At 52.0% G+C, this 24,995-nt stretch carries 29 protein-coding genes (1 of these 29 cut by a window edge); 16 read left to right on the forward strand and 13 right to left on the reverse strand.

Annotation, left to right across the window (positions count from 1 at the left end; all coding sequences use genetic code 11):
- Nucleotides 1-11: 11 nt before the first annotated feature.
- From rpsE to rplQ, 10 genes are all read left to right on the forward strand, one after another.
- Nucleotides 12-512 carry a 30S ribosomal protein S5 gene (gene rpsE, locus V8L73_RS02170; protein WP_027275675.1) on the forward strand — a complete coding sequence of 167 codons (501 nt, stop codon included), beginning with the start codon at nucleotides 12-14 and terminating at the stop codon, nucleotides 510-512.
- A gap of 6 nt (nucleotides 513-518) precedes the next feature.
- Nucleotides 519-698: a 50S ribosomal protein L30 gene (gene rpmD, locus V8L73_RS02175; protein WP_027275676.1), complete on the forward strand. Its 180-nt coding sequence runs from the start codon at nucleotides 519-521 to the stop codon at nucleotides 696-698.
- Between the two features lie 3 nt (nucleotides 699-701).
- Nucleotides 702-1,136, forward strand: coding sequence for a 50S ribosomal protein L15 (rplO, locus tag V8L73_RS02180; protein ID WP_027275677.1), 435 nt, complete (start codon nucleotides 702-704; stop codon nucleotides 1,134-1,136).
- 7 nt (nucleotides 1,137-1,143) lie between these two features.
- Nucleotides 1,144-2,472, forward strand: coding sequence for a preprotein translocase subunit SecY (gene secY, locus V8L73_RS02185; RefSeq protein ID WP_261831702.1), 1,329 nt, complete (start codon nucleotides 1,144-1,146; stop codon nucleotides 2,470-2,472).
- Between the two features lie 34 nt (nucleotides 2,473-2,506).
- The gene (gene rpmJ / locus V8L73_RS02190; protein WP_027275679.1) at nucleotides 2,507-2,620 is read left to right on the forward strand and encodes a 50S ribosomal protein L36; all 114 of its coding nucleotides are present in this window, start codon (nucleotides 2,507-2,509) and stop codon (nucleotides 2,618-2,620) included.
- Between the two features lie 152 nt (nucleotides 2,621-2,772).
- Nucleotides 2,773-3,129, forward strand: a complete 357-nt coding sequence (rpsM, locus tag V8L73_RS02195) for a 30S ribosomal protein S13 (protein ID WP_027275680.1) — start codon at nucleotides 2,773-2,775, stop codon at nucleotides 3,127-3,129.
- 16 nt (nucleotides 3,130-3,145) lie between these two features.
- Complete coding sequence (rpsK, locus tag V8L73_RS02200) at nucleotides 3,146-3,535, forward strand: 30S ribosomal protein S11 (RefSeq protein WP_027275681.1); 390 nt, start codon at nucleotides 3,146-3,148, stop codon at nucleotides 3,533-3,535.
- A gap of 32 nt (nucleotides 3,536-3,567) precedes the next feature.
- The gene (gene rpsD / locus V8L73_RS02205; RefSeq protein WP_027275682.1) at nucleotides 3,568-4,188 is read left to right on the forward strand and encodes a 30S ribosomal protein S4; all 621 of its coding nucleotides are present in this window, start codon (nucleotides 3,568-3,570) and stop codon (nucleotides 4,186-4,188) included.
- A gap of 25 nt (nucleotides 4,189-4,213) precedes the next feature.
- Complete coding sequence (locus tag V8L73_RS02210; protein ID WP_027275683.1) at nucleotides 4,214-5,203, forward strand: DNA-directed RNA polymerase subunit alpha; 990 nt, start codon at nucleotides 4,214-4,216, stop codon at nucleotides 5,201-5,203.
- Nucleotides 5,204-5,243: 40 nt separating this feature from the next.
- A complete protein-coding gene (gene rplQ / locus V8L73_RS02215) occupies nucleotides 5,244-5,633 on the forward strand; it encodes a 50S ribosomal protein L17 (protein ID WP_027275684.1) in 390 nt (129 codons plus the stop codon).
- A 75-nt stretch (nucleotides 5,634-5,708) separates the two neighbouring features.
- Here rplQ and V8L73_RS02220 read toward each other — a convergent pair whose 3' ends face one another.
- Nucleotides 5,709-6,980, reverse strand: coding sequence for a tetratricopeptide repeat protein (locus V8L73_RS02220; protein WP_347254013.1), 1,272 nt, complete (start codon nucleotides 6,978-6,980; stop codon nucleotides 5,709-5,711).
- 159 nt (nucleotides 6,981-7,139) lie between these two features.
- On the opposite strand from V8L73_RS02220, the gene zntR reads away from it, so the two are divergent.
- Nucleotides 7,140-7,583, forward strand: a complete 444-nt coding sequence (gene zntR, locus V8L73_RS02225; protein ID WP_027275686.1) for a Zn(2+)-responsive transcriptional regulator — start codon at nucleotides 7,140-7,142, stop codon at nucleotides 7,581-7,583.
- Between the two features lie 68 nt (nucleotides 7,584-7,651).
- Nucleotides 7,652-7,873 (forward strand): alternative ribosome-rescue factor A, encoded by a 222-nt coding sequence (locus tag V8L73_RS02230; protein WP_027275687.1) that lies wholly within the window; start codon nucleotides 7,652-7,654, stop codon nucleotides 7,871-7,873.
- On the opposite strand, the gene V8L73_RS02235 is transcribed toward V8L73_RS02230, so the two are convergent.
- The 12 genes from V8L73_RS02235 to def all read right to left on the reverse strand — a co-directional run bounded on the left by V8L73_RS02235 (nucleotide 7,870) and on the right by def (nucleotide 22,166).
- Nucleotides 7,870-9,015: a CdaR family transcriptional regulator gene (locus V8L73_RS02235; protein WP_261831699.1), complete on the reverse strand. Its 1,146-nt coding sequence runs from the start codon at nucleotides 9,013-9,015 to the stop codon at nucleotides 7,870-7,872. The genes V8L73_RS02230 and V8L73_RS02235 overlap by 4 nt on opposite strands.
- A gap of 70 nt (nucleotides 9,016-9,085) precedes the next feature.
- Nucleotides 9,086-10,246 (reverse strand): glycerate kinase, encoded by a 1,161-nt coding sequence (locus tag V8L73_RS02240; RefSeq protein ID WP_347254014.1) that lies wholly within the window; start codon nucleotides 10,244-10,246, stop codon nucleotides 9,086-9,088.
- Nucleotides 10,247-10,303: 57 nt separating this feature from the next.
- Entirely contained in the window at nucleotides 10,304-11,488 is a 1,185-nt protein-coding gene (locus V8L73_RS02245) for a thiolase family protein (protein ID WP_347254015.1), read from the reverse strand.
- A 10-nt stretch (nucleotides 11,489-11,498) separates the two neighbouring features.
- On the reverse strand, nucleotides 11,499-12,236 hold the full coding sequence (gene fabG / locus V8L73_RS02250; protein WP_347254016.1) for a 3-oxoacyl-ACP reductase FabG: 738 nt from the start codon (nucleotides 12,234-12,236) through the stop codon (nucleotides 11,499-11,501).
- Between the two features lie 28 nt (nucleotides 12,237-12,264).
- On the reverse strand, nucleotides 12,265-13,851 hold the full coding sequence (locus tag V8L73_RS02255; RefSeq protein WP_347254017.1) for an acyl CoA:acetate/3-ketoacid CoA transferase: 1,587 nt from the start codon (nucleotides 13,849-13,851) through the stop codon (nucleotides 12,265-12,267).
- A 31-nt stretch (nucleotides 13,852-13,882) separates the two neighbouring features.
- Nucleotides 13,883-15,253, reverse strand: a complete 1,371-nt coding sequence (locus V8L73_RS02260) for an MFS transporter (RefSeq protein WP_347254018.1) — start codon at nucleotides 15,251-15,253, stop codon at nucleotides 13,883-13,885.
- Between the two features lie 177 nt (nucleotides 15,254-15,430).
- Nucleotides 15,431-16,978 carry a class I adenylate-forming enzyme family protein gene (locus V8L73_RS02265; protein WP_027275693.1) on the reverse strand — a complete coding sequence of 516 codons (1,548 nt, stop codon included), beginning with the start codon at nucleotides 16,976-16,978 and terminating at the stop codon, nucleotides 15,431-15,433.
- Nucleotides 16,979-17,335: 357 nt separating this feature from the next.
- Nucleotides 17,336-17,746, reverse strand: coding sequence for a large-conductance mechanosensitive channel protein MscL (mscL, locus tag V8L73_RS02270; RefSeq protein ID WP_027275694.1), 411 nt, complete (start codon nucleotides 17,744-17,746; stop codon nucleotides 17,336-17,338).
- Between the two features lie 119 nt (nucleotides 17,747-17,865).
- The gene (trkA, locus tag V8L73_RS02275; protein ID WP_027275695.1) at nucleotides 17,866-19,242 is read right to left on the reverse strand and encodes a Trk system potassium transporter TrkA; all 1,377 of its coding nucleotides are present in this window, start codon (nucleotides 19,240-19,242) and stop codon (nucleotides 17,866-17,868) included.
- Between the two features lie 40 nt (nucleotides 19,243-19,282).
- Entirely contained in the window at nucleotides 19,283-20,581 is a 1,299-nt protein-coding gene (gene rsmB / locus V8L73_RS02280) for a 16S rRNA (cytosine(967)-C(5))-methyltransferase RsmB (protein WP_347254019.1), read from the reverse strand.
- Nucleotides 20,582-20,664: 83 nt separating this feature from the next.
- Entirely contained in the window at nucleotides 20,665-21,612 is a 948-nt protein-coding gene (gene fmt / locus V8L73_RS02285; RefSeq protein ID WP_347254020.1) for a methionyl-tRNA formyltransferase, read from the reverse strand.
- A gap of 38 nt (nucleotides 21,613-21,650) precedes the next feature.
- On the reverse strand, nucleotides 21,651-22,166 hold the full coding sequence (gene def / locus V8L73_RS02290) for a peptide deformylase (RefSeq protein ID WP_347254021.1): 516 nt from the start codon (nucleotides 22,164-22,166) through the stop codon (nucleotides 21,651-21,653).
- A gap of 281 nt (nucleotides 22,167-22,447) precedes the next feature.
- On the opposite strand from def, the gene dprA reads away from it, so the two are divergent.
- The 4 genes from dprA to aroE all read left to right on the forward strand — a co-directional run.
- Nucleotides 22,448-23,533: a DNA-processing protein DprA gene (gene dprA, locus V8L73_RS02295; protein ID WP_347254022.1), complete on the forward strand. Its 1,086-nt coding sequence runs from the start codon at nucleotides 22,448-22,450 to the stop codon at nucleotides 23,531-23,533.
- Between the two features lie 103 nt (nucleotides 23,534-23,636).
- Nucleotides 23,637-24,188, forward strand: a complete 552-nt coding sequence (locus V8L73_RS02300) for a topoisomerase DNA-binding C4 zinc finger domain-containing protein (RefSeq protein WP_261831691.1) — start codon at nucleotides 23,637-23,639, stop codon at nucleotides 24,186-24,188.
- Complete coding sequence (tsaC, locus tag V8L73_RS02305) at nucleotides 24,178-24,735, forward strand: L-threonylcarbamoyladenylate synthase type 1 TsaC (RefSeq protein WP_347254023.1); 558 nt, start codon at nucleotides 24,178-24,180, stop codon at nucleotides 24,733-24,735. Before V8L73_RS02300 ends, tsaC begins: the two co-directional genes overlap by 11 nt.
- Before the next feature lie 14 nt (nucleotides 24,736-24,749).
- On the forward strand, nucleotides 24,750-24,995 hold the beginning of the coding sequence (gene aroE, locus V8L73_RS02310) for a shikimate dehydrogenase (protein ID WP_347254024.1). It continues 573 nt past the right edge of the window; the window shows 246 of its 819 coding nt (coding positions 1-246); the start codon lies at nucleotides 24,750-24,752; its stop codon lies off the right edge, out of view.

A 24,995-nucleotide genomic window follows, 5' to 3' on the forward strand; every position in this document is an offset into this window, starting at 1 on the left:
AGGGGTGTAAGATGTCTCACATCGAAAAACAGGCTGGAGAACTGCAGGAAAAGCTGATCGCGGTAAATCGCGTATCTAAAACCGTTAAGGGTGGCCGTATTTTCAGCTTCACCGCACTGACTGTAGTGGGTGATGGCAACGGTCGCGTAGGTTTTGGTTACGGTAAAGCGCGTGAAGTTCCAGCAGCGATTCAGAAGGCGATGGAAAAAGCCCGTCGCAATATGATCAACGTTGCACTGAATGGCGGTACTCTGCAGCATCCGGTTAAGGGTGTTCACACGGGTTCTCGCGTGTTCATGCAGCCGGCATTTGAAGGTACCGGTATTATCGCCGGCGGTGCAATGCGCGCCGTTCTGGAAGTCGCCGGAGTACGTAACGTATTGGCTAAAGCCTATGGTTCTACTAACCCGATCAACGTGGTTCGTGCAACTATGGACGCTTTGGAAAATATGAAGTCTCCTGAGATGGTCGCCGCTAAGCGTGGCAAGACCGTCGAAGACATTCTGGGGTAATCAGCAATGGCAAAGACTATCAAAATTACTCAAGTTCGCAGCTCAATCGGCCGTCTGCCTAAGCATAAGGCAACGCTGGTCGGTTTAGGTCTGCGTCGTATCGGTCACACTGTAGAACGCGAGGATACTCCTGCCGTTCGCGGTATGATTAATCGTATTTCCTATATGCTTAAAGTGGAGGAGTAAGAGATGCGTTTAAATACTCTGGCTCCGGGCGAAGGCTCAAAACACGCTCCTAAGCGTTTAGGTCGCGGTATCGGTTCTGGTCTGGGTAAAACCAGCGGCCGTGGTCACAAAGGTCAGAAGTCTCGTTCTGGCGGTGGCGTACGTCGCGGGTTTGAAGGCGGCCAGATGCCTTTATACCGTCGTTTACCGAAGTTCGGTTTCACTTCTCGCAAGGCGATGGTGACGGCAGAAGTTCGTCTGTCCGATCTGGCCCGCGTTGAAGGCGACGTGATTGACCTGAACGTGCTGAAAGCGGCTAACGTTGTCGGTATCGAGATTGAGTTTGCGAAAGTTATGCTTTCCGGCGAAATCAAGCGTCCGGTTACCGTTCGCGGTCTGCGCGTATCTAAAGGTGCTCGCGCTGCGATTGAAGCCGCTGGCGGGAAAATTGAGGAATAAGTAGCAGATGGCTAAGCAACCAGGATTAGATTTTCAAAGTGCGAAAGGCGGTATAGGCGAGCTCAAGCGCAGACTGTTGTTTGTGGTTGGTGCTTTGATCGTTTTCCGCATCGGCTCTTTTATTCCGATCCCTGGTATTGACGCCACTGTGCTTGCCAAGTTACTCGAGCAGCAAAGAGGGACCATCATTGACATGTTCAACATGTTCTCTGGTGGCGCCCTCAGTCGTGCCTCTGTCTTTGCGCTGGGCATTATGCCGTACATTTCTGCCTCTATTATCGTGCAGCTGCTGACTGTGGTTCATCCAAAGTTAGCCGAGCTGAAAAAAGAGGGAGAGTCTGGCCGTCGCAAGATTAGCCAGTACACGCGTTATGGCACGTTAGTTCTGGCCATATTCCAATCAATCGGTATTGCTACCGGTTTACCGAATATGGGAATGCCTGGCCTGGTGATTAACCCGGGCTTTGCGTTTTACTTTACTGCGGTTGTGAGTCTGGTTACGGGAACCATGTTCCTGATGTGGCTGGGTGAGCAAGTGACTGAGCGGGGTATCGGAAACGGTATTTCGATCATCATTTTCGCCGGTATCGTAGCGGGGCTGCCTACCGCAATTGGGCAGACTATCGAGGATGCTCGGCAGGGTGAGCTACATGTTCTTCTGCTACTGTTGGTTGCTGTTTTAGTATTCGCAGTAACGTTCTTTGTTGTGTTTGTTGAACGTGGTCAGCGTCGTATCGTCGTTAACTACGCCAAGCGCCAGCAGGGGCGTCGCGTATACGCAGCTCAGAGCACTCACTTACCGTTGAAAGTAAACATGGCGGGCGTTATTCCTGCAATTTTTGCTTCAAGTATCATTCTGTTCCCGGCAACTATTGCTTCGTGGTTCGGCGGTGGTACCGGTTGGGGCTGGTTGACAACAATTTCTATGAATTTGCAACCCGGTCAACCGCTTTATGTGTTACTCTATGCGGCCGCAATCATATTCTTCTGTTTCTTCTATACGGCGTTGGTCTTCAACCCTCGTGAAACAGCGGATAACCTGAAGAAGTCCGGTGCGTTTGTACCAGGGATTCGTCCGGGAGAGCAAACGGCTAAATACATTGATAAAGTAATGACTCGTCTGACTTTCGTCGGCGCGATGTACATTACCTTTATCTGCCTGATCCCGGAGTTCATGCGTGATGCGATGAAAGTACCCTTTAACTTTGGCGGTACTTCTCTGTTGATTGTCGTCGTCGTCATCATGGACTTTATGGCTCAAGTGCAAACTCTGATGATGTCAAGTCAGTACGAGTCTGCATTGAAGAAAGCAAACCTGAAAGGCTACGGCCGTTAATTCGGGCTAGCTTGAGAAGTTACGGAGAGTTAAAATGAAAGTTCGTGCTTCCGTCAAGAAACTGTGCCGCAACTGCAAAATCATCAAGCGCCACGGCATCGTGCGCGTGATTTGCGTTGAAGCAAAGCATAAGCAGCGTCAAGGCTGATTTAAGCTTTTAGCATTTTTTTCTTGCAAAGTATGGTTGAGCTGGCTAGATTAGCCAGCCAATCTTTTGTTGTGTAACCACAGCACTATTTGAGTATCCTGAAAACGGGCTTTTCAGAGTAGTGCTGTGATATTAAATTGTAGGAGTGCATAGTGGCCCGTATAGCAGGCATTAACATTCCTGATCACAAACATACCGTTATTGCATTAACTGCGATCTTCGGCATCGGCAAAACCCGCTCACAGGCTATCTGTAAAGCGTCTGGTATTGCCGAAAATGTTAAGATCAGTGAACTGTCTGAAGAGCAAATTGACACACTGCGTGACGAAGTTGCCAAGTACACCGTCGAAGGCGATCTGCGTCGTGAAGTTACCATGAGCATCAAGCGTCTGATGGACCTTGGTTGTTACCGTGGTATGCGTCATCGTCGCGGTCTCCCGGTTCGCGGTCAGCGTACCAAGACTAACGCTCGTACCCGCAAGGGTCCGCGCAAGCCGATCAAGAAATAATCGGGGTGATTGAATAATGGCAAAAGCACCTGTTCGTGCACGCAAGCGTGTAAGAAAGCAAGTTTCTGACGGTATGGCTCATATCCATGCATCTTTCAACAACACCATCGTAACCATTACCGATCGTCAAGGTAATGCGCTGGGTTGGGCAACGGCCGGTGGTTCCGGTTTCCGTGGTTCTCGTAAATCCACTCCGTTTGCTGCTCAAGTAGCCGCAGAACGCTGCGCAGAAGCAGTTAAAGAGTACGGAATTAAGAATCTGGAAGTGATGGTAAAAGGACCAGGTCCTGGTCGTGAGTCGACTATCCGCGCTCTGAACGCGGCTGGTTTCCGCATCACTAATATTACTGATGTGACTCCGATCCCTCACAACGGTTGTCGTCCTCCTAAGAAACGCCGCGTATAACGCCTCGTTTCTAGGTTTGTTGGAGAAAGAAAATGGCTAGATATTTGGGTCCTAAGCTCAAGCTGAGCCGTCGTGAGGGCACCGACTTATTCCTTAAGTCCGGCGTTCGCGCGATCGATACCAAGTGTAAAATTGAACAAGCTCCTGGTCAGCACGGTGCGCGCAAGCCTCGTCTGTCTGACTATGGCGTACAGTTACGTGAAAAGCAGAAAGTTCGTCGTATTTACGGCATTCTGGAGCGTCAATTCCGTAATTATTATAAAGAAGCAACCCGTCTGAAAGGCAACACCGGTGAAAACCTGCTGTGTCTGCTGGAAGGCCGTTTGGACAACGTAGTTTACCGTATGGGCTTCGGCGCCACTCGTGCAGAAGCACGTCAGCTGGTTAGCCATAAAGCCGTAATGGTTAATGGCCGCGTTGTTAACATCGCTTCTTTTCAGGTATCTCCGAATGACGTAGTCAGCGTACGTGAGAAAGCGAAAAAGCAATCACGTATTAAGGCTGCTTTAGAGCTGTTTGAACAGCGCGAAAAGCCGACTTGGATCGAAGTTGATGCTGCAAAGATGGAAGGCGTTTTCAAACGTAATCCTGAGCGCACCGATCTGTCTGCGGACATTAACGAACACCTGATCGTCGAACTTTACTCTAAGTAAAGTTTAGTACCAAAGAGAGGACACAATGCAGGGTTCTGTGACAGAGTTTCTAAAACCACGCCTGGTGGACATCGAACAACTGAGTTCGACTCACGCCAAGGTGACCCTTGAGCCGTTAGAGCGTGGCTTCGGCCATACTCTAGGTAACGCACTACGCCGCATTTTGCTGTCATCCATGCCGGGATGTGCGGTGACTGAGGTTGAGATTGATGGTGTACTTCATGAGTACAGCACCAAAGAAGGCGTCCAGGAAGATATCCTGGAGATCCTGCTCAACCTGAAAGGGCTGGCGGTGAAAGTTCATGGTAAAGATGAAGTTATTCTTAGCTTGAATAAGTCTGGCATTGGCCCTGTGACTGCAGCCGACATCACCCATGACGGTGATGTTGAAATCGTCAAACCTCAGCACCTGATCTGTCACCTGACCGATGAAAACGCATCTATTAGCATGCGTATCAAGGTTCAGCGTGGTCGTGGTTATGTGCCGGCTTCTGCCCGTATTCATACGGAAGAAGACGAGCGCCCAATTGGTCGTCTGCTGGTTGACGCCTGCTACAGCCCCGTAGAGCGTATTGCCTACAACGTTGAAGCAGCGCGCGTTGAGCAGCGTACCGACTTGGACAAGCTGGTTATCGAGATGGAAACCAACGGCACGATCGATCCGGAAGAATCGATCCGTCGTGCGGCAACCATTCTGGCCGAACAGCTCGAAGCTTTTGTTGACCTACGTGACGTACGTCAGCCGGAAGTTAAAGAAGAGAAGCCAGAATTCGATCCGATCCTGCTGCGCCCGGTTGACGATCTGGAACTGACTGTCCGCTCCGCTAACTGCCTCAAGGCAGAAGCTATCCATTACATCGGTGATCTGGTACAGCGTACCGAAGTTGAGCTGTTAAAAACGCCTAACTTGGGTAAAAAATCTCTTACCGAGATTAAAGATGTGTTGGCCTCCCGTGGTCTGTCTCTGGGCATGCGCCTGGAAAACTGGCCGCCGGCTAGCATTGCTGACGAGTAACCGGATCGCAGGTTAAGGTTTTACTGAGAAGGATAAGGTCATGCGCCATCGTAAGAGTGGACGTCAACTGAACCGCAACAGCAGTCATCGCCAAGCCATGTTCCGCAACATGGCAGGTTCTTTAGTTCGTCATGAAATCATCAAGACGACTCTGCCTAAAGCGAAAGAACTGCGTCGCGTGGTTGAACCACTGATTACACTTGCCAAGGCTGATAGCGTTGCTAACCGTCGTCTGGCATTCGCCCGTACTCGTGATAACGAAATCGTGGCAAAACTGTTTAATGAGCTTGGCCCGCGTTTTGCGAGCCGTGCCGGTGGTTACACTCGTATTCTGAAGTGTGGCTTCCGTGCTGGTGATAACGCTCCGATGGCTTACATCGAGCTGGTTGACCGTGCAGAAAAAGCTCCAGAAGAAGCAGCAGCAGAGTAATCAATCTGTCGCTGTATGAGAAAGCCGGGTTTATCCCGGCTTTTTTACGCTTATCGTTAGCCCCATGAGGACCGCTTAGACATTTCCTTGTGAGTCAGTATTTCGGATGGACCATTTCCCGTTGTTGATATGTTCCAGTATAAAAAACGGAAGATATTCTCTCCACGCGCCGCTGTGGACTTTTGAGCGATAGGCACACTGCCTGACGCCGTTTTCATCCTGTATTTCCCACGTTTGCATTTCACCGTCGGCCAGAGGGCTGCTTACTTCCGCGAGTTGATAGCTGGCGTTGCTGCCAACGTGAAACCTTTTTGTTTTCCAACGGATGGGGGGATGTGCGGGGAAAGGCTTGGCATGGTGAAAGCCGAAAATATCATCATGAGAAAGAAGGCTTTGTTTAACCGTTGGCCAGAGGTATTCGCGCAGAAAATACTGGTCAACAAAGCGCTCATGAGCTGGCCTTTTGGCCAAATAGTCGCGCGTCATCTCGACAACTGAGGGTATATTTTCGTTATGGCAGCCGCCCCATAGTCCTGCCAGTATAAGCTCGGTATGGGTAAAGTAATCGCGGATATGATGATACCAACTGTCGCCGTGTACCCAATCCTCTATTGCTGCCTGTTCGCGCTCCGACAGTAAAGCGTCAGCGTCGCGAATAATATAACGCTTTATTTTCGGATCGTTGATGACCAAAAAGCGCCACATCAGGGGCGGTAGCGCTTTCTTTACTTCCTCTTCCACGCGGATGACCGTTGCGCCGGCCTGCCGTAAACGAGTTTGGACGCTCTCAGGTACGGTATCGTCCAGATAGAAGCGGCTTTGCCAACTCGGAAGCAGCGTTTTACTGACGTTTGCGTTCATGACGGCCGTTTCACAGTAGCGGGGTGCGGCACCAAATAGCGTAAAGGAGATGACGTTCTCTTCCGGGTTGTTTGGATTGAACGTGGGCGGCGCTTCAGTAGGGATTGTGTAGGCTTTTCCGCGCCCAAAGACGCAGTCCGCACGCTCAAGCGACATGAGGCCGTATCGCTTAACATCTTCCAGTCGGTTTAGCCAACCGCTGGCTTCCGCCATTCCGTCTAACGTAGTTGTGGGTAAACGTTCAGGGGCCGTTGTATCGATCAGGCGCCTGTAGATTTTATATGCCTTCTCATACTCGCCCGTGCGCATCAGGCAAAGCGCGTAGCTGGCCTGCACGTCGGGGTTTTTGGGCATTATTTTTAGCGTGGCTTCGGCAAGCGCTTTACCTTGCTGATAGTTTGCTTGCCGCATGGCTTCTTTAAACTGAGAGGCTAACTGGAAAAAGCGTTGCTCCTGCTTGGCTCTGTTATTCTGAACTGGCCGCATAGATGGATATCCCTATCTAAGTAAGTGGTCATTTACGGCGCTATTTGGGGAAAGCGCACCTTTTCAAAATATCGAAAGTGGGGTAATGGTATGCTATTCCCACGGCTCTCATCATCCTAGCATGGGGAATGCCGATTCACGATAGCGCGGGGGGACGCAATGTACCGTATTGGACAAATAGCCAAGCTGGCAGGGGTAACGCCGGATACTATTCGCTACTATGAAAAACAGAATATGATGTCTCACGACGTTCGTACTGAAGGCGGCTATCGCCTGTACACCGAGCAGGACTTACAGAGGCTGAAGTTCATTCGCTATGCTAAACAGCTTGGGTTCACGCTGGAGTCGATAGCCGAGCTGCTCTCTATCCGGGTTGAACCCGAACAGCATACCTGTCAGGAATCAAAATCGATCGTTGAAGCTCGGCTGGCAGAAGTTGAACAAAAGCTCGAAGAGCTTGAAAAGATGCGGACTTCCCTAAGGCGGCTCAGCGATGCATGCTGCGGTAAGGCCCATAGCTCAGCCTATTGCTCTATTCTTGAGGCCCTGGAACAGGGGGCGACCAGCAATTTGCCCCGCGTTGACCTGCGTAAGAAACGATAGCCAGTTTGTTTTTTTTGATCTATGATGCGCGCGTTTTATAACCGTCTGACTGACTTAATGAGGTGTCTATGTCAAGCTATAAGCACAAGAAGGGGAAAATCCGGCATAACGCGCTGGAAGCGCTGCTCCACGATCCGCTGTTTCATCAGCGTATAGAAAAAGCAGAAAAGGGGAAAGGCAGCTATCGGCGTAAAGAAAAACATGCAGGAAAAGCGGGCTGGGAGGCTGGAGATAAAACGAGGGAAAACGTCCTTTTATCTCCAGCCTTCTGCCTTTCTGCTCTGGCCTAACTGTTATTCCTTTCTGAACGGCTATCCTCCTGATAGTAGTGCAGGGCGATGGTTAACTGGCAAAGCTCTTTAAACACAAAAGGATCCAGCGACGTGATCTCCTTTATTTGGTGAAGGCGATAGCTTAGCGTATTGCGATGGATACCGAGTTTTTGCGACGTAGCGTTGATTTCGGCATTGTTGTCTATATAAGCAGCCAGCGTTTTAAGCAGCGTTTGCCCGCTGTTTTGAGCCAGCATTTTGTTTAGATGATGATGGTAGTAGAGCGTGAAGTGGCTGCTCTTAGCCTCGCTTAACAGGCCGCAAAAAGCCAGCCGCTTTCCGGAGACGACCCGCAAATCAGGGTAGGAAGATCTTGCGTGGCTCAGCATCTCTTTAAGCATAAAAATGGACTGGCGAAATGCCCCCGGCCCGTTTGATTCCACGCCGACGGCAATCGTATAGTGGCTGAGCTGCGTTTCCAAAAATGCATTGATTTTGTCTACGGCCAGATCCGAACGATTGGGGTTGGAGACAAGAAGCAAGATCTCGTCATGGCTGAGCAGGATAACCTTTTGGGACTGTAGGATCTTGGACATCTCATTGAGGATGTTATCAATCGTTTTGCCCTGCAGGTTGCCCCCGGTTTCTATGTTGATAAGCAGCGGTACGAGGGCTTCTTCCAGGCTGATGTCCTGTTGTTCCAGCTGAGACAGGATATCTTTCTCGCGCTCCGCGTCATTTAGCTCAAGATACTGTTTTATCAAGAGGTCTCTGATGCGGTACTGCCAGTTGATTTCTCGAATATCCAGCGACTGTTTGATTAACAGTTCCGCGGCCAGAATGGCGAGTTCGGCGTAGCGGCCGATTGCGACCGGATTGCCGCTGATGCCAATGACCATCACCACCCGATCGTCTACGATAATCGGATGATTAATACCGGGCTGTACGTTTTGATACTTTGCCGCCTGCTGTGGCGTTTCAATCGTCATTCGCTGGCGGCTCTTGATTACCTCATAGGCCACCTCATGGCGCTCGCCGATCCGATGATTTTCACCAGAGGCGATAATGATCCCCTGATGGTCAATGACGTTTACATTATGATGAATAATCCCCATCGCGCGTTTAACGATGGTGTTTGCGAGTTCCGGCGAAATCAGCATGCGTATGTCCTGTCAGTGTTCATTATTCAATCATAATGCGAAATCGCGAGCCGGCGCGGAGCTTGTCTCATTATTGAGATGAAAGTCTTGAACCGACCGTCAGAGTTCGGATTAAGGACTCGGCCGTATCGGCCAGCAGCGCCTGTACATTTTGCATTGCATCATCTAGCGAGATAGGTCGCGGACAGATTGACCACATGGCGTCGATATGGTGCTGATGAAGTAGGGCCGCGCCCTCACCCAACGAACCGGCGATGGCGATAACCGGTTTATTGTTAGCCGCAGCCAATGCCGCGACGCCAACCGGCGCTTTACCGTAGCTGCTTTGTTCATCCAGCTTGCCTTCTCCAGTAATGACCAGATCTGCGTCGCTAATAATTTTCTTTGCGTTTAGTAGCTCCAACACCAGTTCAATGCCTGGCCTTAGCGTGGCGTTCGTGAACCAAAGCAGGGCTGCGCCCATGCCCCCTGCGGCTCCTGCGCCAGGCGTAGAATTAACGTCTCTGCCTAACGCCTGCGTAAGAACTCGATGATAATTTTCCATTCCCCGTTCCAGCTGGGTAAGCTGAGCCGTATTTGCGCCTTTTTGTGGCCCGTAAATCCAGGTCGCTCCTGTGGAACCCAATAGTGGGTTATTTACGTCGCAGGAGGCTTCAAAGCGTACGGTTGAAGCTTCAGGATGCAGTTGGCTAACGTCAATGCGCGCTACCCGAATCAAGTCTTCGCCGCAGGCCGGTGTAGGAATTAGCCGTTCGTCTTTGTCATAGAAACGCGCTCCAAGCGCCTGTGCGAAGCCGATCCCGCCATCATTTGTTGCGCTGCCGCCCAGGCCGATAATGATATGGGCGCTTCCCTCATCGAGCGCATGCCTTACTAACTGCCCTAGACCGAATGAGCTTGCCTTGGACGCGTTGCGCTGCGCTTTGGGCGTTAGTTCAAGGCCGCAGGCCTGAGCCATTTCGATGATGGTTTTTTGTCCTTCAAGGCTGAAATATTCGGCCTGAATCGCCTGCCCGTAGGGACCGATGACGTTCAGAGAACGCTTTACTTTTCCGGGGAGAGAGGGGCTTTCATCCAGGATTTGTAGCAATCCTTCTCCGCCGTCAGCGATGGGAAGCTGGTAGATGCCGATGTCTTTACGGTAGCGCATGATGCCGCTGGCGATGGCTTGGCAGGCCTGTAATGCGCTGCAGCTTCCTTTAAATGAATCAATGGCGATGACAATTTTCATCTTGCATCCTTAAGGGGCGTATATGGGAATAGGCGGGGGCTTTCGCCCCCGACCGCGTTACCGTTCGCGTTCAAACAGCACAGATATGCCCTGGCCTCCGCCAATGCACATGGTTGCTAAACCGGTGTTAACGCCGCGGCGCTCCATCTCATACATCAGCTTGACGGAGATGATCGCCCCGCTGGCGCCGACCGGATGTCCGAGCGCGATGGCTCCGCCGTTAACGTTCACTTTGGCGGGATCGAGCTTGAGATCGTTGATGACGGCGAGCGACTGCGCGGCGAAGGCCTCGTTCAGCTCAATCAGGTCAACGTCGTGCACGGACATATTGAGCTTGTTCATCAGCTTTTTGGTTGCCGGCGCCGGGCCGAAGCCCATGATTTTGGCTTCACAGCCGGCAACGGCCCAGCCGCGTATGACCATACGGATCGGGAGCCCTAGCTCCTCAGCCTTTGCTCTGGTTGTGATAACCAAAGCGCCTGCGCCATCGTTGATGCCTGATGAGGTGGCCGCCGTTACCGTTCCGTCCTTTTTGAACGCAGGCTTCAGCTGTGCGTATTTTTCCCTTGGCGTATCGCGCGGATGCTCGTCCACGCTAAAGGCTCGGGTCGTTTTACCTTCACGCACTTCGATAGGGAGGATCTGCGATTCAAAATGGCCGGCTTGAATGGCTGCCAGGGCCTTTTGCTGGCTGCTCCAGGCGAATTCATCCATCTCCTCGCGGGTAATATTAAAGCGTTCGGCAACGAATTCAGCGGTCATGCCGTTGTGGTAAGATCCCTCCGGCCAGGTCAGAATGGAAATGATACCGTCCTGAAGTTCGCCGTCGCCGAGGCGATAGCCATAGCGCGCTTTGCGAATGTAGAAGGGGAGCTGCGTCATGTTCTCCGTACCGCAGGCGACGGTGATTTCCGCATTGCCGGTTTGCAGCGCCATCATGCAGTCGGCAATCGCCTGCAGGCCCGATCCGCACTGACGGTTAACGGAGTAGGCGGTGGTGCCGTTGGGTAGCCCTGCTCGTAGCTGGCACACGCGGGCAATAAAACCGCTTTCGGCGATTTGGCCGACGTTACCGACCACGACTTCGTCGATTTGCTCCGGCTTAAGCCCGGCCCTTTGCACCGCTTCGCGAATGACGGCAGCGCCGAGGTCGTGTTGGTGAACGTCTTTAAAGCTTCCACCCATCGTACCAATGGCGGTGCGAACGCCGCTAACAACTACAATATCGTTTGGCTTTTTCATTTCTATCTCCTTAAAGCACCATGCCGCCGCCGACGTTAATCACTTCGCCATTGATATAGCGAGCTTCATCGGAGGCCAGAAACGCAACGCACTGGCCAACGTCCTTTGGATCGCCCGCATAGCCTGCGGGGATTTTGCTTACCATGATGTCCCAGACTTTTTCCGGCACGCCTTTGGTCATGTCAGTTTCGATAAAGCCTGGGCAAATGGCGTTAACGGTTATGCCCTTACGGGCCAACTCGCGGCAGGCGGTTTTAGTTAGGCCCACTACGCCGGCTTTTGATGCGGCGTAGTTTGCCTGGCCGATGTTGCCAAGCCAGCTGGCGGAAGAAATATTTATAATGCGTCCATTTCCGCGCTCCCTCATGCGAACGGCGGCTTCCTGCATGCAGTAAAAGGTGCCTTTAAGGTTGACGTCCATCACCAGATCCCAATTTTCTTCCGTCAGCTTGTGCAGCATGCCATCCCGGTTGATACCTGCGTTGTTAACCAGAATGTCTATTGGTCCCAGCACTTCTTCTGCTTCGATAAACAGGCGGTCGACCTCTTCACGTTTGGCGATGTTGCAGGGAATGAAAATAGCCTTATGGCCAGCTTTAATGAGCGCTTGGGCCGTTTTTTCTCCGCCCTCTTTATCGACATCGCAGATAACGACGGCCGCGCCGCGCTCGGCGAGAACCTGAGCAATGCCGCGACCCAGGCCGCGGCTTGAGCCGGTAACGATGGCAACTTTATTACTTAATGACATAGGGTACTCCTTAGTATGTTGAATCTGTTTAGCGGCTGGCTGCCGCGGCCAGCGCCTGCGTGAGGCCGAAGTTTTCTTCTTTGAACAGTGCGGGGTCCATCAGCGCGAGCGGTTCGGCGATCAGCGGCTTAAACTCCATCTGCTGTAGGACGTCTTTTTCCAGATCGATGCCGGGGGCAATTTCAATCAGCATCGGACCTCGTTCTGTAAGCTCGAAAACCGCGCGCTCGGTGACCAGGTGCATTTTCTGCCCTTTGGCGCGGGCTATTTCTCCGTTGTAGGAAATCTGGTTGATATCCTTTACCAGCTTTTTCACCGTGCCTTCCTGCACGATGTTGACCTTGCCGTCACGAAACTCGACCTCGAGTCCTTTGGCTGTGAAAGTGGAACAAAACACGACGTGGCGGGCGTTTTGCGTGATATCAATGAAGCCGCCGGCACCGGTACAGCGGTCACCCATTTTGGTTGCGTTGATATGTCCGTTAGCGTCCATTTCTCCCGCGCCCATGTAGGTGATGTCGACGCCGGCGCCGTTGTAATAGAGCATCTGTTCCTGATGATTAATCATGGCCGTCAGGTTTTTTCCGATGCCAAAGTCAATGCCGCCGGCCTGTACGCCGCCGTAAATGCCCGATTCAACGGTGATAGTGACGTCTTCGGCTGCGCCTTCCTCGTGAATGATGACGCCAATAACGTCGTTGGGTATTCCTGTACCCAAGTTAATAACGCATCCCGGATAGAGGAATTGACAGGCGCGGCGACCGATAGCTTTACGCACGTTTAGCGACAGCCTTTCCGTTTCTCCAACCGGGGAAACCAGTTCTCCGCAGTAGGCCGGGTCGTAGTACCAGGAGGACGTCTGGCGGTGATCCTCTTGGGGGTTATCGCAGACGACGATGGCATCGATAAAGTTGCCGGGAACGACGACGCGTTTGGGGTGAAGCGTTCCTTTTTGCGCCAGATTTTTTACCTGAGCGATAACCTTGCCGCCAAACCGCTTGGCGGCAAGAACGGCCTGAATGACTTCAAGCTTCATTGCCTCTTCTTCACAGGTCAGGTTGCCGTCAGTATCGGCGGTGGTACCGCGAATAATGACGACATCCAGCGCGATAGCGGGATAGAACAGGTATTCCTCTTCACGCATTGTCACAACCTCAACTAAGTGAGGCAGGCTGCGCGTTCTGTCGTTCATTTGCCCGCCCTCTTGGCGGGGATCGATGAACGTGCCCAGCCCAACCTTTGACAGATAGCCCGGCTGACCGGCCGCCATTGCGGCGTAGAGGTGGACAATTTGTCCCTGAGGTAGACAAAACGCTTCAACGCTATTGGCGGCGATTCGCTCCATCCACTTGGGGGCGAGCCCCCAGTGGGAGCCGATGATGCGCTTTACCATTCCATGGTGGACGAAGTGTTGGTTACCACGGTCGCGGTTAGATTGACCTGCTGAGTGAATGTAGGTCAGATCGTGCGGTGAACCTGTTTCAAGAAAGCGTTTCTCCAGCGCTTTAAGTACAGACTCGGCTGCGCCTATGAGAGTCATACCGATGGTACAGACGGTAGCGCCGTCCTTGATGAGTTCTGCGGCCTGCTGTGCCGTGATAACTTTGCTTTTCATAAATCCTCTGCTGTGTAGCTGCGTTTATTCACTATCCACGTTGTCCGGTTACGGGCGCGTCGTTTGGTACCGAAGGGGCATTTCCGCTCTCGTTCTGGTTTTCCTTAGCGCTGGGAGGCTGCTTCACTACGGCTGCACCAATCGTGGCACAGGCTAAAAGCGCAACGGCGAACCATAGCCCGGCGCCAGGGGAGCCGGTCATATCTTCCAGCAGGCCAAATACGTAGGGGCCGACAAAGCCTCCGGTGATCCCCAGACAGGCCAGCAGACCAAGCCCTCCGGCCAGCATATTTCCGCTCATCAGCGTTGCCGGGTAGGTAAAAATGATCGACTGAACGACAAAGAACATAGAGGCGCCGATGCAAAAGCCGATAAGCCCAAGCACCGGTCCGCCCAGCGCACCGATGACGAAACCGATAGCCATAGACATAAAGCCGGAGATCAGCATGGTTTGAGAACGCTTAGCGGTATTTGCGTACTTAGGCAGGAAAAACCCTCCGAGCGCGGCGGCAATCCACGGAATGGCGGTTAAAAGCCCAAGCGTGAAGGTGCTCATTTCTCCATAGTTGCGAATGATGCTCGGCAGAAAGTAGGTCAGGCTGTAAACGGAAATCTGGTGGGTAAAGTAGATGGCGACGATCAGCAAGAAAGTCTTATTGGTGAACGCCGTTTTAAAAGAGAATTTTTGGTCCCTGTCTACGCCGACGGGACGTTCGGACTCCAACGTCGTCTCAATATAGTTGACGTCTTCCGGCGTCAGCCATTTCGCATCGCGAGGCCTGTCGGGCAAGACGGCGTAAACGTAGAACGCCAGCAGTACGGCGGGAACGCCTTCGACGATAAACATCCATTGCCAGCCGTGTAACCCACCGACGCCGTCGAGCATCAGCAGCGCGCCGCCCAGCGGGGCGCCGATAATATTGGCAATGCAGACGCCGAGCAGGAACATGCCCACGGCGCGCGCTCTTTCCTGGCGGCCAAACCAATAGGTCAGATAAAGAATAATGCCCGGATACAGGCCCGCTTCTGCGGCGCCAAGCAGCAGGCGCATAACGTAAAATGAAACGGGGCCTGTGACAAACGCCATCCCGGCGGAGATCAATCCCCACGTGATCATGATGCGGGTGATCCAAAAGCGCGCCCCGACGCGGGCCATAATCAGGTTACTGGGAATTTCCATCGTGGAATACGTCAGGAAAAACAGGCCGGCGCCAAGGCCGTAGGCCGTAGCGGAGAGCCCAAGATCGATAGACATCGACGCTCGGGCAATGCCGATGTTAGTACGGTCGATAAAGCTGACGATGTAGACGATAATCAGCAGCGGCATTAAGTGCTTATACACTTTTGCGTTGGTTATTGCCGCCTGGCTAAGCGAGGCGACTTTTGACTGTATATTTGACATGGTTAATATTCTCCCCTCGGTGTAGAGGTTATTAATCTGTGTAGGGTGTTATTAGCCTCATTATTTTTCGGGTGTAGCCGACCTACGCTTGAATAAACGCGTTTTTATCTTTTTAGGCTAACGTTAGAGCTAGGAACGTTTCTCCTTTTTATTAATGCGTATGAGTCCTTTTATTTATTAACTACAGTTGGCTCTCTGTCGCAGCGCGACCTTATCCGTTTTCCCATTGGCATTCTTGGGTAGTTCAGACACAAATATAATTTTTGAAGGTATTTTAAATTTGGCGATCCTCTCGGAGAGCCATTGCGTTATGTTATCACTGACTAGCGGCCGCATTCTGTCTGCAATAATAAAGGCGACGGCCTCTTCCCCGTAAATATCGCTGTGCTTTGGAACAATGGCAATATCCTTAACGCCAGGATAATTAGATATAAGGTTTTCTATTTCGATACAGTAAATTTTCTCACCGCCGCGATTTATCATGTCCTTGCTGCGGTCTTTAATAAAGAGATAATTATCTTTATCGATAGAGGCAATATCTCCGGTATAAAACCAGCCGTTGTTAAAATATTGCCGATTAACTTTTTCATTATTCCAATATCGCTTTATTACTACAGGACCTTTTAACCATAGGTGCCCCGTTTCTCCGGCAGAAAGCGGCCTGCCGCCGTCGTCTCTTATCTGGCACTCCAGGCCAGGGATAGGGAGTCCGGAGCTTCCTATTTTATCGCTTCGACGAACGTCCATTGGAAATATGCTGGCCGGCGACGTGGTTTCCGTCAGCCCATAAATAGGGCGTATTTCGGTATGAGGGAAAAGCGCGGACAGCCTTCCGATAATTCCGGTATTTAAGTGGCCGGCCCCGCAGGCAATCATTCTTAAACTGGCGTAGTCGTAGCTTTTCTCATGCTTTTCGGCCTCCTGAGTCAGGAGGATAAAGACAGTGGGAGAGCCGTGTAAAAAGGTGATGCCGTGTTGTTCAATAGCCCGCAAGATCTCATCGGCACTAAAGCGTTGGTGCAAATGAATAGTACCGCCAATGTGAACAAAGAGGCATAGCAGAGCGGACAGGCCGGTAATATGACAAATGGGGATCGGCAGCACGGTACTGTCATTTTCGTTAAGCCCAAGCGCAAGGCGATAAGCATTGATAGCGTGCAGAAAGTTACTGTGAGTAATTGCCGCACCCTTAGGAGAGCCCGTGGTGCCGGAAGTGTAAATAATCGCCGCAACGTCGTCGGCATTCACCGCCGTCTGGGGCCGTGAGCGCTCAACGGCCTGATTGTCTACGTTACGCACCATAAACTGCCAATTGGACAATGAGACGCGCAGAGATTTCTGAGTTTCGCTGGCAATAGTACTAAGCCAGGGCTGGCTGTCCGGGTCGTAGAATACGACTTTAGCATCTACGCTTTCCAAAACCGTCATGCTGTCGTCCGACTTTAGCTTGGTGCTTAGCGGAACGACGACGACGCCCAGCGCCATTGCGGCATAGAACAGAAAGCAGAACTCAGGGCGGTTACCCAGCGCGAGTACGATAGCGTCGCCTTTTTGTAGTTTAAAGCGTTCGGTAAGGCAAAACAGGCTCGCCTGTACGCTGTGCTGGAACTGTCGATAGCTATACTTATGGCCTTCAAAAAACAGTGCGGTGCCGTCAGGCCTGCTTTCTACGCTATGCTCCAAGCTTTGATACAAGTTTTGAACGACCAACGATGACGTGCCCATGACCGATACCTCTACTGTTCGACTTCTGACCGGGGAAAGTATAGAAAATCGGACCGTAGGAAAAACGAGGAAGGTTTCACATCCTGTTCTGCTCTCTGTTGGGGGCGCGTTGTGAAAAATGCCAACGGTAAGCAATGGTTTTTACGTCAGGTGTTGCGTGTCAGCTGTCATATTTTGTTAAAAATAATTTAATGTGTGGTTAATCTATTCTGTAGGCCGTTTTTTGAGCATTTATTTTTGTGCAAATGAATAAATGTGTGAAAAGGCAGGAGGCTCAAGAAGAATGCGTTGGATGTAAAAGAGAAAGCCCCTCTCACTGTTGAGTGAACGGGGCTTCAGATATGGTGAGGTTATTTATTATTTGCTTTTCTGCTCTTTTAAAATGTCACGAATGTCAGTCAGCAGCTTTTCTTCTGCACTCGGCGCCGGCGGTGCGGCTTCTTCTTTAGGCTGTTCGCGACGCAGCTTATTAATAAGCTTGATAGCCATGAAAATGGCGAACGCAACGATGATAAAATCAAAAATATTCTGGATGAATACGCCGTAGTTCATGACGACGGCGGGAACGTCCCCGCTGGCTTCCCGTAGCACCAGCGAAAACTGTTTAAAGTCAATTCCGCCAATCAGAAGGCCCAGCGGCGGCATGATAATGTCAGAAACCAGAGAAGAGACGATTTTGCCAAAAGCGGCGCCGATGATAACACCGACGGCAAGATCGACAACGTTGCCCCGCATAGCGAATTCGCGAAACTCTTTAAGTAAGCTCATAAATAAGTACCTTTATTAAAACCAATGCTCTAAGCATAACAAGGCATGCATATTTTGCCATCATGTTAATGATAAATAGAGCGAAGAACGCGCCGCCGTAAAAGGCGGCGCCGTACGTTTTATAGGAAGAACGGGCTGGGCTGGAACAAACGCTCTACGTCGGAAATGTATTTCTTATCGGCCAAGAACATCACAACGTGATCGCCTTGTTCAATAACGGTAGTTCTGTCGGCAATAATAACGTCATCCCCTCTGACCAACGCGCCAATGGTTGTTCCCGGCGGAAGCTTGATGTTTTCGACCTGCCTTCCCACCACCTTGGAGGTTGTCTCATCGCCGTGAGCAACGGCCTCGATAGCTTCAGCTACGCCGCGGCGCAGCGTAGACACTCTGACGATGTCGGCCTTACGTACGTGTCCTAGCAGTGCGGATATCGTGGCCTGCTGAGGAGAAACCGCGATGTCGATGACGCTGCCTTGAACCAGATCGATGTAGGCATGGCGCTGGATAAGAACAATAACCTTTTTAGCGCCCAGCCGTTTGGCCAACATCGCGGACATAATGTTGGCTTCGTCATCGTTAGTGAGCGCGATAAACAGATCGATTTGCTCAATGTGCTCTTCGGACAGCAGCTCTTGATCGGACGCATCGCCGCAGAATACGACGGTATCCTGTAGAATTTGGGCAAGTTCCGCCGCGCGTTCCGGATTTCGTTCTATCAGCTTGACGCTATAGTCTTTTTCCAGCCGCCTGGCCAGCCCAGCGCCGACGTTGCCACCGCCGACGATCATCAGGCGCTTGTAGGGTTTCTCCAGCCGCTGCAGTTCGCTCATGACGGCGCGAATGTTTTCTGTTGCGGCGACAAAGAAGACCTCGTCTCCCGCCTCGATAATGGTCGACGCCTGCGGACGAATAGGACGATCCTGCCTGAAGATGGCGGCGACCCGGGTTTCAATGTGGGGCATGTGTTCACGCAGTGACGAAAGCGCATTACCGACCAGAGGGCCCCCATAGTAAGCGTTTACTCCCGCGATGCTGACCTTGTCTTCAGCAAAGTTAACCACCTGCAGCGCGCCGGGATATTCAATCAGCTTATAAACGTAGTCCGTCACCAGCTTTTCCGGCGAGATAATGTGATCGACCGGGATGATCTCAGGCTCAAACAGCTTTTCTTCTTCACGCAGATACTCTGGAGAGCGAATGCGGGCTATGCGGTTAGGCGTATTAAACAGGGAATAGGCAATCTGGCAGGCGACCATGTTGATTTCATCGGAGTTAGTCACCGCAACCAGCATGTCGGCATCGTCAGCGCCCGCTTCCCGCAGTACGCGAGGATGGCAGGCGTGTCCCTGAACGACCCTGAGATCGAACTTATCCTGCAGCTGACGCAGACGAACGATATTACTGTCTACCAGCGTAATGTCGTTGTTTTCTCCCACCAGGTTTTCAGCCAGCGTTCCGCCGACCTGGCCTGCGCCGAGAATGATAATTTTCATGATGCTCTCTTTCGGGCTTTATAGCCCCTCACCGCGATCGTTACGTTAATGCTTTTGTCAGCTTGGCATAGAAAAAGCCGTCTCCGCCTTCCGGCTCGGGCAAATTCTGGCGATATGTCGCCCCAGAGGCGTCGATTGCCGTTGGCCTTGCGTCGGGATGGCGCTTGATGAACTCTTCTATTTGTAGCCTGTTTTCTTCAGGAAGAATAGAGCAGGTTGCATAAATCAGCGTGCCGCCGGGTTTCAGTATCGGCCAAACGGCATCGAGGATCTCTTTTTGCAGCGAGGCCAGCTCGTCAATATCGCTACTGCGCCGGAGCCACTTGATATCGGGATGGCGGCGGATAACGCCGGTCGCAGAACAGGGGGCATCCAAGAGTATGCGATCGTAAGTCTGCCCTTCGCGCCAGGACTGCGGGTCCCTTCCGTCGCCGACGCATACCTTCGCGCGTTGCCCCAGCCGAGCCAGATTCTCATGGACGCGCTTAAGGCGCGTTTCATCAACGTCAACTGCGGTAACGTTAGCCTGTGGAGCAGCCTCCAGGATGTGCGTTGTTTTCCCGCCGGGGGCGGCGCACAGATCCAGAATGTTTTCGCCGTCTTGAGGAGCAAGAAGAGGAATACAGCCCTGCGCCGAGGCATCCTGAACGGTAACCCAGCCTTCGCTAAAGCCGGGAAGCTGATTGACCGAATTCGGCGTAGCCAGACGCAGGGCGTCAGGATAGTCGACGTGTGTAAAGGCTTCTATGCCCGCCTGTTGAAGTAACGACAGATAGTCGTCACGGCGGTGATGTTGGCGATTAACCCTTAGCCACATAGGCGGCTTTTGGTTATTGGCTTCGACAATCGGCTGCCACTTATCGGGATACGCTTCTTGAATGCGCTGCAATAGCCATGACGGATGCTGAAAGCGACTTTTTTGCTGCTGCTGTCGTTCGGTTAACGCCTGCTGCTGGCGTTGGAATTCGCGCATGACGCCGTTAATCAATCCCTTCATTTGCGGGCGCTTTAGGGCGATCGCTCCGTTTACCGTCTCAGCAACGGCAGCATGAGGGGGGATCCGGGTGTAGAGCAGTTGGTAAAGGCCGACCAGCAGCAGATAGTGCAACGGCCTCTGCTTTCCGGTCAGCGTCTTATCCATTAGCCGGTGAATGTACCACTCAAGCTCGGGCAGCGTACGAAGGGTGCCAAAGCAGAGTTCCTGTAGCAGAGAGCGGTCTTTATCCGATAGCGGTTTTTGTAGTTCAGGCAAAGCGTTGCTGAGGGACTGGCCCTTGTCCAGAACTTGCGCTATGGCGTTTGCCGCGATCGCGCGAAGGTTGTATTTATTATTCTTCATAGATAGAAGGTTGTCCGGTTGCGGCAGTTGGCCTGCGAAACGGGAAAGTGTAACCGCGCCGACTGTGATGACCGGCGCGCGCGTCAGGATATACGGTTGCCCGGGATAAACCACTCCCGGCGAGAGTTCAGGATGTCCTGTGCGGACATCGCCTTTTTACCCGCTGGCTGCAGCTGGGTCATGTTAAGTACGCCTTCGGCTGTCGCAATTTGAATGCCCGACTTATCGGCCGCAATAATCGTTCCCGGCGCTTCGGTAATCTTTTTGTTGATGACCGTAGCGGCCCAGACTTTGACCGGCTGTTCGTCAATAGTGAAATAGCTTACCGGCCACGGGTTAAAGGCGCGAATACAGCGTTCCAACTGGGCGGCGCTGAGCGTCCAATCCAATCGAGCTTCTTCTTTGCTCAGCTTTTGCGCATAGTTTGCCTGAGAATCGTCCTGCTTTTGCGCAACGGCGGTTCCGCTGGCTAACTGTTCAAGCGTTTCCAGAAGCCCATGTGGCCCAAGCTCCGCCAGTTTGTCATACAGCGTGGCGCTGGTGTCTTCCGCTAAAATTGGGCAGGAAAGCTTATACAGCATATCGCCGGTGTCCAGACCCGCGTCCATTTGCATGATGGTCACGCCCGTTTCGGCGTCGCCGGCCCACAGTGAACGCTGAATCGGAGCCGCACCGCGCCAGCGCGGCAGCAGGGACCCATGAACGTTAATGCATCCCAGAGGCGGCATGTCGAGCACGGCCTGAGGAAGAATCAAACCATAGGCTACGACGACCATGACGTCCGCCTTAAGCTCAGCGACCAAACGCTGGTTTTCTTCCGGGCGCAATGAGGCGGGCTGGAATACGGGCACCTGATGTCGCAGCGCCAACTCTTTAACCGGGCTTGGCGTAAGCCGGTTACCACGCCCTGCCGGGCGGTCTGGTTGAGTAAACGCAGCGACAACCGTGTGGCGAGACGAAAGCAGCGCATCAAGATGACGCGCTGCAAAATCGGGAGTGCCGGCAAAAATGATTCGCAAAGGTTCAGACACGGGCATTTCCTATAAAATCGAGATAAGCCTGACGTAGATTAACGCGCTTCTCGCGCTTTTTGTCTGGCAATCTTTTCCAGCTTTTGCTGAATACGCTGGCGCTTGAGGGGTGACAGATAGTCAACGAACAGCTTTCCTTCCAGATGGTCCATCTCGTGTTGAATGCAGATAGCTAAAAGATCGTGCGCTTCCAGTTCAAACGGCTTGCCATCGCGGCCCAGCGCGCGGATTTTAATAGACTCGGCGCGGGGAACAAAGCCTCGAGATTCCGGAACGGAAAGGCATCCTTCTTCGATACCGGTTTCGCCCGATTTTTCAATCACCTCAGGATTGATAATCACATAGTGCCTGTCGCGATTTTCCGACACGTCGATGACGATAATGCGCTGATGAATATTGACTTGCGTTGCAGCGAGGCCAATACCCTCTTCGGCATACATTGTTTCCAACATGTCGTCAGTAATGCGTTGGATTTCTGGGGTCACTTCCTCAACGGGTTTTGCCTTAGTGCGTAACCGCTCATCGGGAAAATGTAATACGGGTAATACTGCCATATATCGTTACGTCGCCGCTTAATAAATAGATTAATTCGCCTCTATTCTAGTCGTTTCTGCCGATGATTGACAGTATCAGTCAACTATTGGAGCGATAGCTTCACGGTCGCCTGAGGTTACTTGAACGCTTATGCGCGATGCCTCGAGAAAAAAGAACACGTTTGTGCAAACAAAGAAAAAAATGGCGAAACGACGTCAGATTTACTGATTGCGAGTTGGCGTATAGCAGTCGCCTTTTTTAACCTTCGCTTAAATGTGAGAAAGCGGTAACGGCGGACGTAATGACGAAAGAAGAATGGTGGCTGCGCCTTTTAATGATCTCAGGGCATAAATGGCCCCACATTAAGCAACTAACGGCAACGGAAGGAATGATATTTGACGTACGTACGCTGCAACATCTTGGTTTTAGCGCCGAACAGTGTGAACAATTTGGCCAAGTCGATAAATACGATTTAGCCAAGTCGCTTGACTGGCTGGAGGGTGACGATCGTCAACTGATCGCGTTTTGCGATGAGGCCTATCCTCCATTGCTCCGGTCGATTTCCAGACCGCCAATCGCCCTGTTTGTCGAAGGCAATGCCAGCGTTTTGCATCAGGCGCAAATTGCCATGGTTGGCAGCCGGCGTTTTAGCCGCTATGGCGAACAGTGGGCCAACTATTTCGCCGGTGAGCTTGCCGGCTGTGGTTTTGTTATTACAAGCGGGCTGGCGTTGGGAATTGACGGCATTAGCCATCGTGGGGCATTGGCCGTTGGCGGCTCAACGGCGGCCATTTTGGGCAGCGGCCTTGACCAGTTGCATCCCAAAAGCCACCTTTCTTTAGCGAGGCAGATCGTTGAGCGAGGAGGGGCGCTGGTATCAGAGTTTTTACCGTTTGAAGCCCCGAAAGCGGAAAATTTTCCCCGCAGAAATCGGATAGTGAGCGGCCTAAGTCTGGGAGTCTTGGTCGTTGAAGCCAAAGCACAGAGCGGTTCGTTGATTACGGCGAAATATGCTTTGGAACAGGGGCGAGAAGTTTTTGCACTCCCAGGGCCTTTAGATAATGAAAACTGCAGTGGGACACATAGCCTGATTCAGCAGGGCGCGATGCTGGTGGCCAGCCCTGCCGATATTGTTGAAAACCTGAACGGTTCCTTACGTTGGTTAGCGCTGACTCCGCCTGAGCGGTCAATAACCGTCGGCGGTGCACCGGGACTAAATGAAGAACGACCGCCGCTGTTGCAATATATAGGGAGTAGGCCCCTTCCCGTTGATATCATTGCGCAAAGGGCCAATCTATCGATAGCTGAGGTTACGGTGCAGCTTGTTGATTTGGAATTGTCTGAATGGATAAAAAGCGTTTCCGGGGGGTATGTTATCAACCGATAAATAAGCCGATGGGAAAATGTCCCCGATCGGGTAGACTGTTGGCATCGTTATTCCGTAGCCGAAATGATATTAGGGCTAAGCACAGATAATGGGTGGTTGTGGGATGAGCAAGACGACATTATTTACTGCCAAGAGTGAAGAGGCCTGCCCCGACTGCGGCGCGCCTTTAGTCATCCGCAGCGGAAAGCAGGGGCCTTTTCAAGGGTGCTCCCGCTATCCAGAGTGTACGTATATTCGCTCTCTTAAGCCTCAAAATGACGGTCATATCGTCAAAGTGCTGGATGGAGAATTTTGTCCGCAGTGCGGCGAGCTTTTGGTGCTGCGCCAGGGGCGTTACGGTATGTTTATAGGATGTAGCGCCTATCCCGGTTGCGAATATATTGCCTCTATTGATAAGCCTGATGAGACGCAGATAGCTTGTCCGCAGTGTAAAACGGGACGCTTGCTACAGCGTAAGTCGCGATACGGCAAGGTTTTTCACGCTTGCGATAGGTATCCAGAATGCCAATTTACGCTTAATTATACGCCCATAGCGGCTACGTGCCCGGTTTGCGGCTATCCTTTACTTTTTGAGAAGCGAACGGCAAAGGGGCCTCGCCTGTTTTGCGCCAGCAAACTATGCGGTAAAGAAGTTACGACAGAAAATGACAGATAATTTAGACACGATAGTTGATCGACTGCGTCAGCAGCAGGTAGTGGCTTATCCAACTGAGGCGGTATTTGGGTTGGGATGCGATCCCGATTCTGAATCTGCGGTAATGGATTTGCTTAAAATAAAGCAGAGATCTTGGGAGAAAGGCCTGATACTTATCGCTGCCGATTATGAACAACTTCGGCCCTATGTCGACGATGAAAGGCTGACCCAAGAACAAAAAGATGAGATCTTCTCTTGCTGGCCGGGGCCAGTAACCTGGGTTATGCCCGCTAAGGCGACGACGCCCAAGTGGTTAACGGGGCGTTTTGATACGTTAGCGGTAAGAGTGAGCGATCACTTACTCGTTTGTGAACTGTGCCGGGCCTTCGGCAAGCCGTTGGTCTCTACCAGCGCCAATCTAAGCGGCCTGGAACCTTGCCGAACGGTTCAGGGCGTGCGCGAGCAGTTTGGTGATGATTTCCCTGTACTGGTTGGGCAGGTCGGTGGGCGGCAGAACCCTTCAGAAATTCGGGATGCACTTACTGGAAAGCTGTTTCGTCAAGGATAAATAACAGGAGACGTATGCGAGACTTTGCCGTTTTTGGAAACCCGATTTCACACAGTAAGTCGCCGAAAATTCATGGGTTATTTGGTGAGAGCACTCGAATTCCTTTGAATTACGTAACCCGTCTGGCAACGTTGGAAGGGTTTGAGCAGGAATTGAGAGACTTTTTTTCTGCTGGCGCTTTAGGTGCGAATATTACCCTGCCGTTTAAGGAACGGGCCTTCGCGCTGTGTGATGAGCTCACTGAAAGAGCGGCCTGTGCC

The sequence above is a fragment of the Leminorella grimontii genome, assembly GCF_039789245.1.
In the GTDB taxonomy this organism is placed as follows: domain Bacteria; phylum Pseudomonadota; class Gammaproteobacteria; order Enterobacterales; family Enterobacteriaceae; genus Leminorella; species Leminorella grimontii.

What these genes read in the sequence shown, in the direction of transcription:
- rpsE (WP_027275675.1), top strand. Translation starts at nt 12, where the DNA reads ATGTCTCACATCGAAAAACAGGCTGGAGAACTGCAGGAAAAGCTGATC.
- rpmD (WP_027275676.1), top strand. Translation starts at nt 519, where the DNA reads ATGGCAAAGACTATCAAAATTACTCAAGTTCGCAGCTCAATCGGCCGT.
- rplO (WP_027275677.1), top strand. Translation starts at nt 702, where the DNA reads ATGCGTTTAAATACTCTGGCTCCGGGCGAAGGCTCAAAACACGCTCCT.
- secY (WP_261831702.1), top strand. Translation starts at nt 1,144, where the DNA reads ATGGCTAAGCAACCAGGATTAGATTTTCAAAGTGCGAAAGGCGGTATA.
- rpmJ (WP_027275679.1), top strand. Translation starts at nt 2,507, where the DNA reads ATGAAAGTTCGTGCTTCCGTCAAGAAACTGTGCCGCAACTGCAAAATC.
- rpsK (WP_027275681.1), top strand. Translation starts at nt 3,146, where the DNA reads ATGGCAAAAGCACCTGTTCGTGCACGCAAGCGTGTAAGAAAGCAAGTT.
- rpsD (WP_027275682.1), top strand. Translation starts at nt 3,568, where the DNA reads ATGGCTAGATATTTGGGTCCTAAGCTCAAGCTGAGCCGTCGTGAGGGC.
- V8L73_RS02210 (WP_027275683.1), top strand. Translation starts at nt 4,214, where the DNA reads ATGCAGGGTTCTGTGACAGAGTTTCTAAAACCACGCCTGGTGGACATC.
- rplQ (WP_027275684.1), top strand. Translation starts at nt 5,244, where the DNA reads ATGCGCCATCGTAAGAGTGGACGTCAACTGAACCGCAACAGCAGTCAT.
- V8L73_RS02220 (WP_347254013.1), bottom strand. Translation starts at nt 6,980, where the DNA reads ATGCGGCCAGTTCAGAATAACAGAGCCAAGCAGGAGCAACGCTTTTTC.
- zntR (WP_027275686.1), top strand. Translation starts at nt 7,140, where the DNA reads ATGTACCGTATTGGACAAATAGCCAAGCTGGCAGGGGTAACGCCGGAT.
- V8L73_RS02230 (WP_027275687.1), top strand. Translation starts at nt 7,652, where the DNA reads ATGTCAAGCTATAAGCACAAGAAGGGGAAAATCCGGCATAACGCGCTG.
- V8L73_RS02235 (WP_261831699.1), bottom strand. Translation starts at nt 9,015, where the DNA reads ATGCTGATTTCGCCGGAACTCGCAAACACCATCGTTAAACGCGCGATG.
- V8L73_RS02240 (WP_347254014.1), bottom strand. Translation starts at nt 10,246, where the DNA reads ATGAAAATTGTCATCGCCATTGATTCATTTAAAGGAAGCTGCAGCGCA.
- V8L73_RS02245 (WP_347254015.1), bottom strand. Translation starts at nt 11,488, where the DNA reads ATGAAAAAGCCAAACGATATTGTAGTTGTTAGCGGCGTTCGCACCGCC.
- fabG (WP_347254016.1), bottom strand. Translation starts at nt 12,236, where the DNA reads ATGTCATTAAGTAATAAAGTTGCCATCGTTACCGGCTCAAGCCGCGGC.
- V8L73_RS02255 (WP_347254017.1), bottom strand. Translation starts at nt 13,851, where the DNA reads ATGAAAAGCAAAGTTATCACGGCACAGCAGGCCGCAGAACTCATCAAG.
- V8L73_RS02260 (WP_347254018.1), bottom strand. Translation starts at nt 15,253, where the DNA reads ATGTCAAATATACAGTCAAAAGTCGCCTCGCTTAGCCAGGCGGCAATA.
- V8L73_RS02265 (WP_027275693.1), bottom strand. Translation starts at nt 16,978, where the DNA reads ATGGGCACGTCATCGTTGGTCGTTCAAAACTTGTATCAAAGCTTGGAG.
- mscL (WP_027275694.1), bottom strand. Translation starts at nt 17,746, where the DNA reads ATGAGCTTACTTAAAGAGTTTCGCGAATTCGCTATGCGGGGCAACGTT.
- trkA (WP_027275695.1), bottom strand. Translation starts at nt 19,242, where the DNA reads ATGAAAATTATCATTCTCGGCGCAGGCCAGGTCGGCGGAACGCTGGCT.
- rsmB (WP_347254019.1), bottom strand. Translation starts at nt 20,581, where the DNA reads ATGAAGAATAATAAATACAACCTTCGCGCGATCGCGGCAAACGCCATA.
- def (WP_347254021.1), bottom strand. Translation starts at nt 22,166, where the DNA reads ATGGCAGTATTACCCGTATTACATTTTCCCGATGAGCGGTTACGCACT.
- dprA (WP_347254022.1), top strand. Translation starts at nt 22,448, where the DNA reads ATGACGAAAGAAGAATGGTGGCTGCGCCTTTTAATGATCTCAGGGCAT.
- V8L73_RS02300 (WP_261831691.1), top strand. Translation starts at nt 23,637, where the DNA reads ATGAGCAAGACGACATTATTTACTGCCAAGAGTGAAGAGGCCTGCCCC.
- tsaC (WP_347254023.1), top strand. Translation starts at nt 24,178, where the DNA reads ATGACAGATAATTTAGACACGATAGTTGATCGACTGCGTCAGCAGCAG.